The organism is Geomonas paludis (assembly GCF_014193585.1).
Taxonomy (GTDB): domain Bacteria; phylum Desulfobacterota; class Desulfuromonadia; order Geobacterales; family Geobacteraceae; genus Geomonas; species Geomonas paludis.
Genome location: NZ_BLXY01000002.1, coordinates 413869 through 429834, shown reverse-complemented (window position 1 = coordinate 429834; position 15966 = coordinate 413869). Strand labels below are relative to the sequence as shown.

General features: G+C 59.6%; 17 protein-coding genes. 13 read left to right on the top strand and 4 right to left on the bottom strand.

Annotated elements, in window-relative coordinates; translation table 11 throughout:
• Nucleotides 1-90 precede the first annotated feature (90 nt).
• The 3 genes from greA to recG all read left to right on the top strand — a co-directional run bounded on the left by greA (nucleotide 91) and on the right by recG (nucleotide 3192).
• Nucleotides 91-567 (top strand): transcription elongation factor GreA, encoded by a 477-nt coding sequence (gene greA / locus H7687_RS07400; RefSeq protein ID WP_129125827.1) that lies wholly within the window; start codon nucleotides 91-93, stop codon nucleotides 565-567.
• A gap of 66 nt (nucleotides 568-633) precedes the next feature.
• Entirely contained in the window at nucleotides 634-831 is a 198-nt protein-coding gene (locus H7687_RS07395; RefSeq protein ID WP_183346418.1) for a DUF1858 domain-containing protein, read from the top strand.
• A 48-nt stretch (nucleotides 832-879) separates the two neighbouring features.
• Nucleotides 880-3192 carry an ATP-dependent DNA helicase RecG gene (gene recG / locus H7687_RS07390; protein WP_183346417.1) on the top strand — a complete coding sequence of 771 codons (2313 nt, stop codon included), beginning with the start codon at nucleotides 880-882 and terminating at the stop codon, nucleotides 3190-3192.
• An 8-nt stretch (nucleotides 3193-3200) separates the two neighbouring features.
• Here recG and H7687_RS07385 read toward each other — a convergent pair whose 3' ends face one another.
• Together H7687_RS07385 and H7687_RS07380 are read right to left on the bottom strand one after the other, a co-directional pair.
• Entirely contained in the window at nucleotides 3201-3455 is a 255-nt protein-coding gene (locus tag H7687_RS07385) for a Txe/YoeB family addiction module toxin (RefSeq protein WP_183346416.1), read from the bottom strand.
• Nucleotides 3452-3703, bottom strand: coding sequence for a type II toxin-antitoxin system Phd/YefM family antitoxin (locus H7687_RS07380; protein WP_183346415.1), 252 nt, complete (start codon nucleotides 3701-3703; stop codon nucleotides 3452-3454). Before H7687_RS07380 ends, H7687_RS07385 begins: the two co-directional genes overlap by 4 nt.
• A 101-nt stretch (nucleotides 3704-3804) precedes the next feature.
• Here H7687_RS07380 and H7687_RS07375 point away from each other — a divergent pair, with 101 nt between their 5' ends.
• Both H7687_RS07375 and H7687_RS07370 read left to right on the top strand, forming a co-directional pair.
• Nucleotides 3805-4572, top strand: coding sequence for an ABC transporter ATP-binding protein (locus H7687_RS07375; RefSeq protein ID WP_246404683.1), 768 nt, complete (start codon nucleotides 3805-3807; stop codon nucleotides 4570-4572).
• Nucleotides 4572-5357 carry an ABC transporter permease gene (locus H7687_RS07370; protein ID WP_183346414.1) on the top strand — a complete coding sequence of 262 codons (786 nt, stop codon included), beginning with the start codon at nucleotides 4572-4574 and terminating at the stop codon, nucleotides 5355-5357. Before H7687_RS07375 ends, H7687_RS07370 begins: the two co-directional genes overlap by 1 nt.
• A 254-nt stretch (nucleotides 5358-5611) precedes the next feature.
• On the opposite strand, the gene H7687_RS07365 is transcribed toward H7687_RS07370, so the two are convergent.
• Together H7687_RS07365 and H7687_RS22085 are read right to left on the bottom strand one after the other, a co-directional pair.
• Complete coding sequence (locus tag H7687_RS07365) at nucleotides 5612-6664, bottom strand: threonine aldolase family protein (protein WP_183346413.1); 1053 nt, start codon at nucleotides 6662-6664, stop codon at nucleotides 5612-5614.
• Nucleotides 6665-6770: 106 nt separating this feature from the next.
• Nucleotides 6771-7667, bottom strand: coding sequence for a DMT family transporter (locus H7687_RS22085; RefSeq protein ID WP_281376686.1), 897 nt, complete (start codon nucleotides 7665-7667; stop codon nucleotides 6771-6773).
• 196 nt (nucleotides 7668-7863) lie between these two features.
• Here H7687_RS22085 and H7687_RS07355 point away from each other — a divergent pair, with 196 nt between their 5' ends.
• The 8 genes from H7687_RS07355 to H7687_RS07320 all read left to right on the top strand — a co-directional run bounded on the left by H7687_RS07355 (nucleotide 7864) and on the right by H7687_RS07320 (nucleotide 15868).
• Nucleotides 7864-8607 carry a basic amino acid ABC transporter substrate-binding protein gene (locus H7687_RS07355; RefSeq protein WP_183346411.1) on the top strand — a complete coding sequence of 248 codons (744 nt, stop codon included), beginning with the start codon at nucleotides 7864-7866 and terminating at the stop codon, nucleotides 8605-8607.
• Between the two features lie 138 nt (nucleotides 8608-8745).
• Nucleotides 8746-9531, top strand: a complete 786-nt coding sequence (locus H7687_RS07350; protein WP_183346410.1) for an amino acid ABC transporter permease — start codon at nucleotides 8746-8748, stop codon at nucleotides 9529-9531.
• Nucleotides 9518-10264: an amino acid ABC transporter ATP-binding protein gene (locus H7687_RS07345; RefSeq protein ID WP_308469777.1), complete on the top strand. Its 747-nt coding sequence runs from the start codon at nucleotides 9518-9520 to the stop codon at nucleotides 10262-10264. The genes H7687_RS07350 and H7687_RS07345 overlap by 14 nt, the downstream gene beginning before the upstream one ends.
• A gap of 156 nt (nucleotides 10265-10420) precedes the next feature.
• Nucleotides 10421-11740 carry a porin gene (locus tag H7687_RS07340; RefSeq protein WP_183346409.1) on the top strand — a complete coding sequence of 440 codons (1320 nt, stop codon included), beginning with the start codon at nucleotides 10421-10423 and terminating at the stop codon, nucleotides 11738-11740.
• Between the two features lie 152 nt (nucleotides 11741-11892).
• On the top strand, nucleotides 11893-13086 hold the full coding sequence (locus H7687_RS07335) for an ABC transporter substrate-binding protein (protein ID WP_183346408.1): 1194 nt from the start codon (nucleotides 11893-11895) through the stop codon (nucleotides 13084-13086).
• A 455-nt stretch (nucleotides 13087-13541) separates the two neighbouring features.
• Entirely contained in the window at nucleotides 13542-14402 is an 861-nt protein-coding gene (gene htpX / locus H7687_RS07330) for a zinc metalloprotease HtpX (RefSeq protein ID WP_183346407.1), read from the top strand.
• 293 nt (nucleotides 14403-14695) lie between these two features.
• On the top strand, nucleotides 14696-15448 hold the full coding sequence (locus tag H7687_RS07325; protein WP_183346406.1) for a TerC family protein: 753 nt from the start codon (nucleotides 14696-14698) through the stop codon (nucleotides 15446-15448).
• 54 nt (nucleotides 15449-15502) lie between these two features.
• Entirely contained in the window at nucleotides 15503-15868 is a 366-nt protein-coding gene (locus tag H7687_RS07320) for a hypothetical protein (RefSeq protein WP_183346405.1), read from the top strand.
• The last annotated feature ends 98 nt before the right edge of the window (nucleotides 15869-15966 follow it).

Sequence of the window (15966 nt, the reverse complement as noted above, 5' to 3'; positions counted from 1 at the left end):
GCACAAGGCGCTCCCTTTCCAAATCCAGCACATGCAGCACAGCGGGGGGCCTCCAGGCCCCCCTATAAGTTCATCAAGGAGCAAAAAGCGATGTCTCAGACAGTTCCATTGACCAAGGAGAGTTACGAGGCCCTCCAGGAGGACCTTAAACGCCTGATTAAGGAAGAACGCCCCAAGGTGATCCAGGATATCGCCGAGGCGAGGTCGCATGGCGATCTTTCTGAAAATGCGGAGTACGATGCGGCCAAGAACCGTCAGGGTTTCATCGAGGGGCGCATACTGGAGCTGCAGGACAAACTGGCGAGGGCCTACGTGGTCGACCTCTCCAACCTGAAGCCGGACAAGGTGGTCTTCGGCGCCACGGTCACCGTGTACGACACCGCGACCGAGGAAGAGATCACCTACAAGATCGTCGGCGAGGACGAGGCCGACATCAAGCTGGGCAAGATCTCCTGTACCTCGCCGGTGGGCAAGGCGCTGATCGGGCACAAGCTGGATGACACCGTCCGCGTCAGTGTTCCTTCGGGGATGAAGGAATACGAGATCATCGAGATTCGCTACGAGTAGCAGCAGCACCCATCCGTTTCGCACCACAAACAACATGCGCGCCAGCGCGTGACCAGGAGGATTTACATGGCTCAGGTAACCAAGGATATGACTTTTGCCGCAGTGATGAGGATGCACCCGGACGTCGTCAAGGTGCTCGCTAAATACAACCTCGGCTGCATCGGCTGCATGGGTGCTCAGAACGAGTCCCTCGAGCAGGGTTGCGCCGCCCACGGCATCAGCGTGGACGACATCGTCGCCGACCTCAACAAGATCTTCGAATAACCACGACCGGCGCCCGGAGCCTGCTCCGGGCGCCTTTCTTTTCTTCCCATGCCGATCATAACGCTCGCGCCAGACGGGTCGCTCAAGCTTCCGGAACAGCTTAGGGATGCCCTGAAGCTCTCTCCCGGCGATCAGGTCAGCGTCGATGTCGTCGACGGCGTCCTCCGCGTTACCAGGCACGTTCCAGCTAAACCCGCCAACACCGTTACGCCCGTTAAACCAGCACCAGCCTCTGTCGTTTCCGTCCCCGAAGAGTTGAAGACCCCGATGACCGCCATCAAGGGGGTGGGGCCCAAGCTCGCCGATATCCTCGCCAAGAAGGGGATCGCGACGGTCGAGGATGCTCTGTATGTACTCCCCAACCGTTACGAGGACCGGCGCCAATTGAAGCGCATCTCGGAACTGCGTCCCGGCAACTCCGAGGCGTTCTTCGCCACCGTGGTCTCCGCCGAGGCGCAGGTCACCAAGGGGGGACGGCGCTACTTCGAGGCCATCGTCAGGGACGAAAGCGGCAGCCTGCCGCTCAAGTGGTTTAACTTCCATCCCAACTTCCTCAAGAAGCAGTTCTATGCCGGCAGGCGCGGCATCTTCATCGGCGACGTCGCGCAGTTCGGCTTCCAGCGCGAGATGCACCATCCCGAGGTGGAGTGGGCCGGCGAGGGGGAGGGGATCGAAGAGGTCATGGCGCGGGATCCCGAAAACTTCGGCCGGATCCTCCCCGTGTACCCGCTGACCGAGGGGGTGAGCCAGAAGGTCATGCGCCGCATCATGCGCGACACCGTGCCGCGCTACAGCCGCTACGTCAAAGAGGCGCTCCCGGAAGAGCTTTTACGCCGGCATCGCCTCCTGAGTCTTCCGGTGGCGCTCAGGGAAGCGCACCAGCCCGACCCCTCCAGTTCTCTTGCCGATCTCAACAGCGGGCGCTCCGCGGCGCACCGTTCACTGGCTTTCGACGAGTTGTTCTTCCTGCAGCTTGGGCTGGCGATGAAGAAACGGGGCATCGCGCTCGAGGACGGCATCAGCTTCCAGGTCAGCCACCGCTACACCAAGGAACTGCTCAAACTCCTTCCCTTCAGCCTGACGGGCGCTCAGAAGCGTGTCCTCTCCGAGATCAAGGAGGACATGATCGCGCCGCACCCGATGCACCGCCTGGTGCAGGGGGACGTCGGCTGCGGCAAGACGCTGGTGGCCCTCATGGCCGCCCTCATCTGTGTGGAGAACGACTACCAAGTCGCCATCATGGCCCCGACGGAACTGTTGGCCGAGCAGCACTACCTGAACATTCACGGCTACTGCGAGAAACTCGGCATCTCGGTCGCGCTTTTGACCGCCAGCATCAAGGGAAAGAGCGACACCCTGGATAAGATCGCGTCGGGAGAGACACGCATCGTGGTCGGCACCCATGCCATGATCCAGGACAAGGTCGAGTTCCACCGGCTGGGACTGGGCATCATCGACGAGCAGCACCGCTTCGGCGTGGTGCAGCGCGCGCTTTTGAAGAAAAAGGGAAGCAATCCGGACATCCTCGTCATGACCGCGACCCCGATCCCGCGCACGCTTTCCATGACCGTTTTCGGCGATCTCTCCCTCTCGGTGATCGACGAACTGCCGCCGGGGCGGACGCCGATAGAAACCCGCATGGTGCGCGAGTCGCGCCGCCGCGAAGTCTATTCGCTGGTGCGCGAGGAGGTGGGGAAGGGGAGGCAGGCGTACGTCATCTATCCGCTGGTCGAGGAGTCCGAGAAGATCGACCTGAAGGCTGCCGTGCAGATGGCCGAGCACCTGGCCCAGGAGGTATTCCCGGACCTGCGTGTTGCCGTGCTGCATGGCCGGATGAGCGCGGCCGAGAAAGAAGCGGTGATGAAGGGCTTCAAGGCGGGGGAGACCGACATCCTGGTTTCCACCACCGTCATCGAGGTCGGCATCGACGTCCCTAACGCCACGGTGATGGTGATCGAGCACGCCGAGCGCTTCGGGCTCTCCCAGTTGCACCAGTTGCGGGGCAGGGTGGGGCGCGGCAGTGAGCGCTCGCGCTGCATCCTGCTGGCCGGCGACAAGCTTTCCGAGGACGGTCAGAAGCGGCTGGAGGTAATGGTGAAAAGCTCGGACGGCTTCGTCATTGCCGAGGCGGACCTGCAGATCAGGGGTCCCGGTGATTTCCTGGGCACCCGTCAGGCGGGTATGCCGGAACTGCGCGTAGCCGACATCCTGCGCGACGGCGGCGTTCTGGAGCAGGCCCGTAAGGATGCCTTCGCCCTGGTCGAGAAGGATCCGGAGCTGAACCAGCCCGGGCATGAAAGGCTGCGTGGAGAGTTGATGCTGCGTTGGGGCGGGAGGCTGGAGTTGGCCTCGATCGGGTAGGGACTAGATCAGTAGTGGTAGCGAAGCTGAGCGATCAGGACGGCGTCATCATCAACTTTGTAGACGATGCGGTGTTCATCGTTGATTCTGCGAGACCAAAAGCCTGACAAGGCGTGCTTCAAAGGTTCTGGCTTGCCTATCCCTTGATAAGGCGTTCTTTGGATTTCCCTGATGAGTGTGTTGATACGCTTCAATATCTTTTTATCCGCGCTTTGCCAGTGCAGATAATCTTCCCAAGCAAATTCCGAGAAGATCAGCTTCACTCGACAAGCTCCCTTTCGCGTCCTTTGCCTGCTTCCAATTCGGCGACAGATTCCATCAGGCGGCGCACGTTCTTTGGGCTTCTGAGCAGGTACGCCGTTTCTTCAAGTGCCTCATAGTCGTCCAGCGACATCATGACGACTGGTTTAGCAGCTTTCCGGGTGATGATTACCGGGGCATGGTCGTCACATACTTTCTCCATCGTTTCAGCAAGGTTGCTGCGGGCTGAGCTGTAAGTAATTGTATTCATGATTGTCACCCTTTGCTAGTTGTACCGTTAAACGTACAATACTGTACTTTGGGGGGCATGTCAATTCAAGGTAGCGAAGGGTGCAATGGAGAGATGAAGCTTTGAGTAGAGCCGATACCGACATGGTCACCGTCGACAGTGTCTCTTTTTTAGGGCGCAGTGCTGATGGGGGCGTCGTCAAGTTGCTGGACGGCATTTCCTTTGCTGCCAAGGCAGGGGAAATAACGGCCATCATCGGTCCGTCCGGGGGCGGGAAGAGTACCCTGATCCGCCTGATCAACCGGCTTGCCGACCCGAGCGAGGGACGGATCGAGGTCGGTGGGACAGACATCGCCACCATGGACCCGCTTCAGTTGCGCCGCATGGTGGCGCTGGTGCCGCAGAAGCCGTTCATGTTCGAGGGGACCGTGCTCGACAACCTGCAGATGCCGTTTCGCTACCGGCACGAGACTCCGCCTGCAGCGCAAAGCGGGGAGGTAGCCGAGGTGCTGGCGCTGGCGCGGCTGGACCGGGAACTGCTGGAACGGGACGGACGATCCCTATCGCTGGGACAGCAGCAAAGGGTGGGCGTGGCGCGAGCCCTGATCACCAAGCCGCAGGTGCTCCTTTTGGACGAACCGACCAGTGCGCTGGACCGCAGGACTTCGGATGGCCTGGCCGCGACCCTGCGCGAGATCTGCCACGGCAGGAACCTCACCATGATCATGGTGACTCACGACCTGCGCCTGACGGAAAAGGTGGCCGACTACTGTTTCTACCTGGAAGCGGGGCGGATACTGGAGCAGGGAAGGGCTGCCGAGTTGCTGGCACACCCGGCGAGCATGGAGTTGAAGAGGTTCCTGGCGGAGCCTGCGGACCAGGAGGTGTGATGGACAACCAAGGCTTGGTCAATCTCGGTATCCTCGATCTCGTCGTCGCCTACAGTTTGGTGCTGCTCGCGATCGGGCTCGCGAAGCTGAAACGCATCGGCCAGGAGGCTCAGATGTTGTGGGCTTCACTACGGATGGTGTTCCAGTTGCTCGCGGTGGGCTACCTGCTCCACTTCATCTTCGCCGTCAAGCATCCGCTCCCGGTACTGGCCATCCTGCTTGTGATGGGAGGCTTCTCGCTGCAGGTGATCGGCGCGCGCATCAAGCGCAAGATGCCGCGTTTCTACCAGGTGGTGGGGACGGCGCTGTTGGTCGGCTGCGGGGGTGTCACCTTCGTCTTCTGCTCGCTGGTGGTGCACTATTCCCCCTGGTACGATCCCCGTTACCTGATCCCGCTGGCAGGGATGATCATCGGCAACTCCATGAACGGCGCGAGCCTTGCGGCCGAGCGCCTGGGAGCGGAGATGCGGGAGCGGCGCGAGGAAATAGAGACAGCGCTCTGTCTTGGTGCCAGCGCGCGCCAGGCGGCGAAGCCGGCGCTGAGAAACGCCTTTCGCGCCGCCATCATGCCGACCGCCAACACCATGGCCGCCATGGGGATCGTTTCTCTTCCGGGGATGATGACCGGCCAGATCCTCTCCGGTACCGAGCCGATGGTGGCGGTCCGTTACCAGATAGCCATCATGTGCGCCATTACCGGCGCCGTTGCCATCACCGCTTATCTTATAGTGGTACAAGGCTACCGGAGCTATTTCACCAAGGCACAGCAGCTGGAGATGCAGTAGGAATAAACGTAAAAGGGTATCAGGAATTTTCTGATGCAATAGAAAGGGACGCTGAACAAACTCAGCGTCCCTTCTTTTAACCTGATGCCCTCTCCCTCCGGGAGAGGGTGCCCGGAGGGCGGGTGAGGGAGGTGGCCAGGAAAGGAAGGGGACTGGCTCCGACAGGTGCCTGTCCCCTTAATGCTTGGCAAAGATGGCTGAGCTGAAAGGGGCGTTCCGCTAAAGGGACAGGCACCTGACGGAGCCAGTCCCTTCTAGACCACGGCCTTGATATCCGCCACCAGGTTGGCGACCTCCTCGACCCTGGTGTCCCAGGAGCACATGAAGCGGGCGCCGCCGGAGCCGATGAAGGTGTAGAAGTGCCAGCCGCGGGCCCTCAAGGCTTCCAGCGCCTCGGGCGCCATTTCCAGGAATACGGAGTTGGCCTGGCTTTCGAACATGATGCGGACCTGCGGTATCTTCTTGATCTCGTTGGCCAAAAGACGTGCGCAGCTGTTGGCGTGCGTCGCGTTTCTAAGCCATGCGCCGCTCTCCAGCATGCCGATCCACGGGGCGGTGAGGAAACGCATCTTGGAGGCCAACTGGCCGGCCTGCTTGCAGCGGTAATCGAACTCGTAGGCGAGTTCCTTGTTGAAGAAGACCACCGCTTCGCCCACGGCAAAGCCGTTCTTGGTCCCGCCGAAGGTGAGGACGTCAACGCCGGCCTGCCAAGTGATCTCCTTGGGCGCGACGTTCAGGGCCGCCACCGCGTTGGCGAAACGCGCTCCGTCCATGTGCACCCGCAGGTCGAACCGCTTCGCCAGTTCCCCGATTGCCTGCAGTTCGGATACGGAGTAGAGCGTGCCCAGTTCGGTCGCCTGGGTGATGCTCAGGGCCCGCGCCTTGGGGTAGTGGATGTCGCTGCGCTTGGTGATGGTGTGCTCGACGGCGTCGAGGTTGATCTTGCCGTTGTCGCCCGGCACCAAAAGCACCTTGGTGCCGTTGGAAAAGAACTCGGAGGCGCCGCACTCGTCGGTCTCGATGTGCGCCATCTCGTGGCAGACGATGGAGTGGTAGGACTGGCACAGTGATGCCAGCGCCAGCGAGTTGGCCGCGGTGCCGTTGAACACGAAGAAAACCTCGCAATCCTTCTCGAATAGCTCCCGGATCTTCTCGCACGCCTGCGCGGTCCAGCGGTCGTCGCCGTAGGAACTCGCCAGCCCGCTGTTGGCCTCCGCCATCGCCTGCCATGCTTCGGCGCAGATCCCCGCGTAGTTGTCGCTGGCGAAATGGTGCTTGAGTTCGCTGTGGTGTCCTGTGTTTATCATCGCTTCCCCTTTTGGCGCGGCAGGTGCGCCTATTGTGCGTGTGCCGGTATGGCCAGGTCGAAAAAATTATTATAAGGAGAAACCGGTGTCAACCGATAACTTACCGTCACCCCTCGGCGGCGACGCTCACGCTCGCTTCGCTTTCGGCGCCATCGGGAAGCAACTCGGAAACGACCATGCCGGCAAGGATGAGAACTGCCCCGAGCAAGCCCAGGACTCCCAGCCTTTCGCCGGCAGCGTAGTATGCGTAGGCTGCGGCAAAGACGGGTTCGGTGCAGAAGATCAGCGCGGTATGGGCGGGGCTGATCCACTTCTGCATGGTGGTCTGCACCAGGAAGGCGAAGATGGTGGCGATCAGCACACAGACCACCAGGGTCCCGAGCAGTTCCGGGTGCCAGACGAAGACCTCCTGCCCGCGCACCTGTGCCGAGGCAAGGCTCAGGAGGCCTACCACCGAGAGTTGCAAGGTGGTGAGCAGGTAGACGTCGCTGTCGGCGTGGCGAGCGAAATGGCTGGTGTAGAGCAGGTGCAGCGCGACGCAAGCCCCGCAGATGGCGCCCAGGATATCGCCGACGTTGAAGCTCAGGCTGCCGTCGGTGCAGAGCAGGAACAGCCCGGGTGTCGCCAGGCCTACCCCCCACTTGATCCCTGTTCCCACGGTATGTCTGAATATGGCGCCTCCGAAGAGGGGCACCAGGAGGACGCTGAGCCCGGTAAGAAAACCGGTGTTGGACGCGCTGGTGTACTTCAGGGCGACGGTCTGGAAGGCGTACGATGCAAATAAGAGAATGCCAAGAATGGATCCATGCGTGAGTAATTTAATTTCAACTCTGTTAGTGCGCGTTAAGGCGATGGGTAGCATGATTGCAGCTGCGATTAGAAATCTTTGAGACAGGAAAACGAATACGTCCACCCTGCTGATGGCGTCCTTCACCACAGTGAAAGTTACGCCCCAGAAGAACGTCGTTATCAAAAGAAGTATACCCGCGCGAATTTTTTTCACAGATCCCAAAGTAATTTTGACCTCATAAAACCTTGAATTTCTTAAATTGTGGTATGACAAGTTAACATGGGCTTAAAACGAGCGCAATCCATAATTAATAAGTGGTTGACAAGAGGGTGGAATAGCTTTAAAAGTATGCGGCGATAAGCTAAATGGTGTATTCCGTTTAATATTAAAGACAATTTATGGAGGAAGCATGAAAGCACTTCGTACTCTGACTGCAGTTTTGGCTTTGGGACTCTGTTTTGTGTCCGCGGCTTTCGCCGCACCGAAGGCGATCACTGTCGCGTCCGACGCAACCTGGCCGCCGATGGAGTTTGTTGACGCCAACAAGAAGATCGTCGGTTTCGACATCGACTTCATGACTGCCGTCGCCAAAGAGGCCGGCCTGCAGGTCACCTTCAAGAACACCGCTTGGGACGGCATCTTCGCCGGCGTTGAAGCGGGCCAGTACGACGCCATCATCTCCTCGGTTACCATTACCCCGGAGCGCCAGGCCAAATACGATTTCACCAACCCGTATGTCCAGATCGGCCAGATTCTCGTTGTGCCCAAGGCTGAGAAAGGCACCAAGATCGCTGACCTGAAGGGGAAGAAGGTTGGCGCTCAGATCGGCACCACCGGCGCCATGGAGGTGAAGAAAGTTGCCGGCGTCGAGCTGAAGACCTACGACGAAGTGGGCCTTGCCTTCGAGGACATGGCTGCCGGCCGCATCGCCGGTGTCGTCTGCGACGAGCCGACCGCCATTACCTACGCCCTGCAGAAGAAGGAGTACAGCTCCAAGTTCAAGATCGTGGGCAAGTCCTTCACCAAAGAGGCCTACGGCATCGTCGTCAAGAAAGGCAACAAGGACCTGGTGGCCCAGCTGAACAAGGGGATCGCAGCGGTTCAGAAAAAGAAGATCGACGTACAGCTCAAGAAAAAGTGGCAGCTTAAGTAACAACCCAAAGCTCCTGCAGAATGGAACGCTACCCGACGGTAGTAACCGATTCTGCAGGAGCTTTCTGTAACAGAAACAGCAGCACAGCAGCGCATCAACAAAAGCCGGTACACCGGCCCGGGGCGGTCACAAGAAAGCATGAGTACTGAAGCAAAAAAGCAGATCATCGATGTAGGGGACGGCGCCGCCATCCCCCGTAAAAGCGACCGCGGCCTCTTTACCGCCTGGCGCATAGCGTTCTTTGGCGCCATCGGCACCATTGCCTACCTGGTCTGGAGCAAGCCGGACCCGTACCTCAACATTATCAAGTTCGTTCCCGACGGCATCGCGGTAACCTTCCAGGTGACCCTCGGGGCGATACTGCTGGCCATCGTCATCGGCCTCATCACCGGCCTGGGCCGTATCTCCAAGAACCGCTTCTTCAACGGCGTTGCCTCCCTCTACGTCGAGGTCATCCGCGGCATCCCGCTCCTGGTGCAGATCTTCTACATCTACTACGCACTGGGCACCATCGTGAAGGTCCCGGCCATCCTTTCCGCCATCATCGCCATGGCTGTATGCTACGGCGCCTACATGGGCGAGGTGGTACGCGCCGGGATCGAGTCGATCGCCAAGGGACAGCGTGAGGCAGCCCTCTCCCTGGGGATGAACGGTCGCCAGACCATGATCCACGTCATCCTCCCCCAGGCGGTGAAGGTGATTCTCCCGCCGGTGGGCAACGAATTCATCGCCCTCTTGAAGGATTCTTCGCTGGTCTCCATCATCGCGGTCGCCGACCTTTTGCGCCGCGGCCGCGAGTACGCCTCCGAGTCCTTCACCTATTTTGAGACCTACACGGTCATCGCGCTGATCTACCTGATCATCACCTTGTTCTTCTCGAAGATCATCGGCGTAATGGAGGAGCGTGTCAGTGTCAACAAATAGCCGCAGGAAAATGGTAGAGGCGAAAGAAATCATCAAGGTCTACGGCTCCTTCCGTGCCCTGGACCGGGTGTCCCTGGATATTTACGACGGCGAGAAGGTGGTCATCATCGGGCCTTCCGGTTCCGGCAAGTCGACGCTCCTGCGTTCCATCAACAGGCTGGAGGAGATCGACCGCGGCACCATCGTCGTGGACGGCATGGACCTCTACGACCCGAAGACCGACATCACCAAGGTGCGCGAGGAGGTGGGCATGGTGTTCCAGTCCTTCAACCTCTTTCCGCACAAGACCGTGCTGGAGAACCTGACCCTGGCCCAGATCGTGGTGCGCAAGCGCTCGAAGCAGGAGGCCGAGGAGAAGGCGATGATGCTTCTTGAGCGTGTGGGCCTCGCCGCCAAGGCGAAGTCGTACCCGGGCAAGCTTTCCGGCGGTCAGCAGCAGCGCGTGGCCATCGCCCGTTCGCTCGCCATGGACCCGAAACTCATGCTGTTCGACGAGCCGACCTCCGCGCTCGACCCCGAGATGATCGGTGAGGTGCTCGACGTCATGAAGGACCTCGCCAAGGACGGTATGACCATGGCCGTGGTGACGCACGAGATGGGCTTCGCGCGCGAGGTGGCCGACCGCGTCATTTTCATGGACGCGGGTCGCATCGTGGAGGAGGGCACGCCAGAGCACTTCTTCACCGCGCCCACGCACGAGCGCGCCAAGTTGTTTTTGAGCCAGATATTGTAGTTCATTGCTGGCCCCTGCGTCAGCAGGGGCCAGTTCTGTATCTGCAATCTGTTTATTTAATAAAAGGAAAGGGGGGACAGGTTTCTTCTCAGTTTAGCCTGGCAACACAGTTGTACAAAAAGCTGTAATGCAATTACTACACAACGAGGAGGCAGTATGAAAAAAAGCAACAAGAAGCTGTTAGTAGTAGCCATCGCAACCGCACTCACCGCAGCATCCGCAGGCTCCGCTCTCGCTCTCGAGAACCAGTTCAACGGCGCATTCACCACGTTCTTCGACGCTGGCAACTTCGCTTCCAGCGGTGTTTTACAGAAGGATGCCCCCAATGCGAACTACTTCGTACAGCGTGTGCGCCTTGGTTACACCGCAAAAGCTGACGACCACGTCAAACTGGTCACCAAGTTCGAGTTCGACTACAACTTCTGGGGCAACGGTTCCTACAGTGTTGGCCGTGGCCAGGGTGGCGCTATCGGTGCCGACTCCGTCAACATGGAAACCAAGCACCTCTACCTCGACCTGAACTACCCCATCCTCAACACCAAAATCGGTATGATGCCCTACAATGACTCCTTCAAAGGCGTTGTGTTCGACGGCGACATGGCTGGTGTCCTCCTTTCCCACGAGTACAACAAGGCCAGTGTTTCCGCGGGCTTCTTCCGCTTCAACGATGCCACTAAGGATGCTGACACCGTCGACCCTACAGATGGACGCCAGCAGGATTACACCCGCCTGGGGCACGCCACTAACGACATGTTCTCCCTCGATGCCAAGTACAACGTGTCCAAGGACCTGAGCCTCGGCGCTGCTTACTACTACATCAAGGACAACTCCACCAACAACTCCGGCAGCGATGTTGTTGCCAACCACGTTAAGATTCACAACCTGGGCGTCAATGCTGCCGCCAACGTCGGTCCGGTCGCTCTGAGCGGCTTCTTCCTGAAGCAGTTCGGCGATTGGGCAGCCAATGTCGATGCTAAGGGCTACGCTGTCAACGTCGGCGCCAAGATGCCGCTGGCTGGCGGCACGCTGCGCTCCGAATTCCTCTACGTGACCGGCGGCGACAAGGCGTTCTACGTCGCAAACGGCCCGGGCGGCACCGAAGGCGGCCAGTTCTACGATGCCGAGATGATCATGCTCGGCCGCGACAAGTACGCCACCTCCATCGACAACGCCATCATCTACGACGTGAACAACGGCGGCCGCGGTGTGGCAATGGCTGCTCTTGGCTACGACTACACCTTCAACGACAAGGTATCCGGCAGCGTCAACGCCGGTTTCGCCGCTGTTGCTGAAGACAAGACCCAGGCTGGCAGCGACTACCTCGGCACCGAGATCAACGCGGAAGCTTACTACAAGCTCACCGCTAACGTGACCCTTGGCGCACGTGCCGGCTACCTCTTCCTCGGCGACTACTTCAAGGCGCTCGACGCAGACGACCCGTACGACGTGAAACTCATTGTGAAGTACAACTTCTAAGACAGATACTTCCTCCTCTCCGGTTCAACCAGAGCCGGAGAGGAGGAATTCAGTGCCACTGTCTTGACAATCGAGTAGTGACAATTAGAATCTGTTGACGTACTGAAGCTGGACCTAACAATGTGATTAATCAACCCAAGGAGGTAGTCTGCATGAGCTTTAAGAAGATCAGCGCGCTGCTGCTCGTAGCAATGCTCGCAGTCGGTGCATTCGGCTGCAAGAAGAAAGAAGAGGCCCCGGCCCCTGGCGCCGAGGCGGCGAAACCCGCCGGCGACACCATCAAAATCGGCTTCCTCGGCGCCCTCACCGGCGACGTGGCCATGTTCGGCAAGCCGACCCTCGAAGGCATGAAAATGGCTGCCGACGAGATCAACGCAGCCGGCGGCGTCCAGGGCAAGAAGATCGAGATCGTCGAAGCCGACAACCGCGGCGACAAGCAGGAAGGTGCTTCCGTTACCCAGAAGTTCATCTCCCGTGACAATGTCACCGCCATCGTTGGCGACCCGACCACCGGCATCACCAAGGTTGCCGCTCCGATCGCTCAGAAAGCCGGCGTCGTGCTCCTCTCCGCAGGCGCAACCGGCCCGGGCGTCGTCGAAGTGGGCGACTTCATCTTCCGCGACACCCTGCTCGACTCCATCGCGATTCCCGCCTGCATCGAGTACTTCGCGAAAGACCTCGGCTTCAAGAAAGTCGCCATCATCACCTCCGACAACAACGACTACTCCGTCGGTCTGTCCCAGACCTTCCGCGACGCAGCCGCCAAGGTTCCGTCCATCAAGATCGTTGCTGACGAGAAAGTCAAAGACGGCGACAAGGACTTCTCTGCTCAGATCACCAACATCAAGGCGAAGAAGCCGGACGTCATCCTGTTCTCCGGTTACTACACCGAAGGCGCTCTCATCATGAAAGAGGCCCGCAAGCAGGGTCTGAAGGCTCCGATGTTCGGCGGCGACGGCCTGTTCTCCCCGAAATTCATCGAACTGGGCGGCCCGGCCGTCGAGGGCTCCATGTCCGCTCTGGGCTTCTCCACCGAGCAGGCAGCCCCGGCTACGGCCAAGTTCATCGAGTCCTTCAAAGCCAAGCACAACGGCGAGCTCCCGGGCCTGTTCGACGCCCAGGGCTACGACGCTGTGATGCTGCTGGCCGACGCTATGAAGCGCGCTAACAGCGTGGACCCGAAGGTCTTCAAAACCGCTCTGGCACAGACCAAGAAGTTCGAAGGCGTTTCCGGCACCATCAGCATGCAGGCCAACCGCGAGCCGATCAAGAGCCCGCTGTCCCTGCTGGTTGTGAAGGACGGCAAGTTCGTCCTCAAGGCAAAAGTACCCGTCAAGATGGACTAATGCCTGAAAACGCAGTACCGACGGCCCCTGTTTCGGCAGGGGCCGTTTTTTTTAACCCTAAACCGTTTAACAGGGATAAAGGGGATAAAAAGGATAACGGCTAAAACCTGTCAGGGATTAACCCATAAGGGTTTAGGTGTGGTTTTATCCCTTTTATCCCCTTCATCCCTGTTTGTTTATCCTTGGCCTTTGACTCAGCCTTTGCTGTTGCCGATTACCCTTGACAACTCTGATAGGAGAATTTATATTTCGTATCGTTAAAGGGGAGTAGTTATCGGCCACAGAAAAAGGCCGACCCGGACTTCGTCAATACGGTCGCAAGACCCGGAGCCGGGACAGTTAACCTGTCAACAAGACCTTTATCCTGGTAACTATATGCCGAGGGTAAAGGTCTTTTTATTTACCCTCGGCCGAAACAAGTCCTTCGGGACACAACTCTCGTAGAGGTAAATGTCATGCAAAGACTAAAAACAACTTTCCTGTTAGCTCTTCTCACCGTCCTCATGGTGACCATGGGGCAGGCCCTCGGGGGGAGGTCCGGCATGATGATGGCCTTCGTCCTCGCCCTCGGGATGAACTTCTTCTCCTACTGGTTCTCGGACAAGATCGTGCTGCGCATGTACGGCGCACAGGAGATCGGCCCGCAGGACCACCCCACCTTCTACAACCTGGTGCGCAACCTCGCTGCCCGGGCCGGGCTCCCCATGCCCAAGGTCTACATCATCCCGTCCGACAGCCCCAACGCCTTCGCCACCGGCCGCAACCCGGAGCACGCCGCGGTCGCCGCCACGGAAGGGATCCTGCGCATCCTGTCCCCCGAGGAATTGGAAGGCGTGATGGCGCACGAACTGGCCCACGTGCAAAACCGCGACATCCTGGTGGGCACCATCGCCGCCACCTTCGCCGGCGCCATCTCCATGATCGGCAACATGCTGCAGTGGGGCGCCATGCTCGGGGGCGGCCGCGGCGATGACGAAGAGGGGGGCGGTATCGGCGGCCTGGTCGGCTCGCTGGCCATGGCCATCATCGCCCCCATCGCCGCCATGCTGATCCAGATGGCGGTGTCGCGCTCGCGTGAGTACCTGGCCGACGCCTCCGGCGCCGAGATCTGCGGCCGGCCGCTGGCGCTCGCCTCGGCACTCAGGAAGCTGCACATGGCATCGCAGGCGCTGCCGATGCAGGAGGCTCGGCCCGCAACGGCGCACATGTTCATCGTGAACCCGTTGACCGGTGGCGGTGTCATGCAGCTCTTCTCCACCCACCCGCCGATGGAGGAGCGCATCGCGCGGCTGGAACAGATGGCGGTGCGGCGGTAATACCGTCCCATCCTCCCTCGCCCTCCGGGAGAGGGCCGGGGTGAGGGCCGGGGTGAGGGCAGGGCAACCAGCAACTTGTCACGATGTGGCAAGACCCCTCACCCGGCCTGCGGCCACCCTCTCCCAGGGGGAGAGGGGACCTGTAGGGGCAAATAATTATTTGCCCAGCCGCCGGTGCCCTAGCCTGTGCCGATGGCGCGAGAGGTTATGACGCGATCAAGGGGGGCGAATGATTATTCGCCCCTACAGTACGCCGCGTTCCCTTACAGGGACGCGGTTCTATAGGAGACATAATGGACTGGCTTACCGACCCGCAGGTCTGGATGGCACTGGTGACACTGAGCGCACTGGAGATCGTGCTCGGCATCGACAACATCATCTTCATCTCCATCCAGGCCAGCAAACTCCCCGCAGCCCAGCAGGAGAGGGCGAGACTGACCGGCCTCGGCCTGGCGATGTTCATCCGCGTGGCGCTGCTCTTCTCGCTTTCCTGGCTCATGGGGCTCACCACGCCGCTGTTCACCCTTTTCGGCAATGATATCTCCGGCCGCGACCTCATCCTCCTCTCCGGCGGCCTCTTCCTGATCTGGAAGAGCACCATGGAAATCCACGAGAAACTGGAAGGGGACGAGGTGGTGCATGCCGCCAAGGTCGGCGCCACCTTCGGCGCGGTCATCGTGCAGATCCTGCTGCTCGACATCGTCTTCTCGCTCGACTCCATCATCACCGCCATCGGCATGGCGAGCCAGCTCTTCATCATGGTCACCGCCGTGGTGATCGCCGTTGGTTTCATGATGCTCTTCTCCGGCAAGATCAGCGCCTTCGTGGAAAAGCACCCGACCATCAAGATGCTGGCTCTCAGCTTCCTGCTCCTGATCGGCGTCTCGCTCATCGGGGAGGGCTTCGATATGCACATCCCCAAGGGGTACATCTACTTCGCCATGGCTTTCTCGGTCATGGTGGAAATGCTCAACCTGAGGATGAGGCGGGGCAAGCCGGTCAAGCTGCATGAGCCGCATCTTGATACTGAGATCAGGGGCGAGTAATTCGCCCCTTTTGTCTTGACACTGTCTTTATTCATTCGTTATCTTCACCAACGCATGCGTAATTCATTCCCCGTCAAATTCTGCTCCTTCCTGCTGCTCGCGGTGATTTTCTGCACCTTTTTGAGCGGCGCCTGTGACAACGCGCACGCCCTGGAGGGCTGCGGGACGGCCGCTGACTGCATGCAGGCCGCTTCCCATGTCGACCGTGGCTGCGACACCCCCGACTGCCCCTTGCAGGGCGACGCCGGCCATGACAACTGTGACTTCTGCTGTGACTGCGCCTGCCACGTCTCGTTGAGCGTCGGTCATTTCTCCCTCGACTACCATCCTGTTTTTGCCGCTCTCCATACCTTCGACCGCTTTACCTTCATACCCGAAGTTTTCCTCTCCAAGTTCGTTCCCCCGCAGTTACGCGCGTAACACCCCTTTCACGGCCGTAGTACGTCCTTTGCCGGAGCCTGTTCTCCCGGCGTAGTCGTGCCGTGTTCTGCCTTATCTCTTTTCCTTTTCCAATTGCT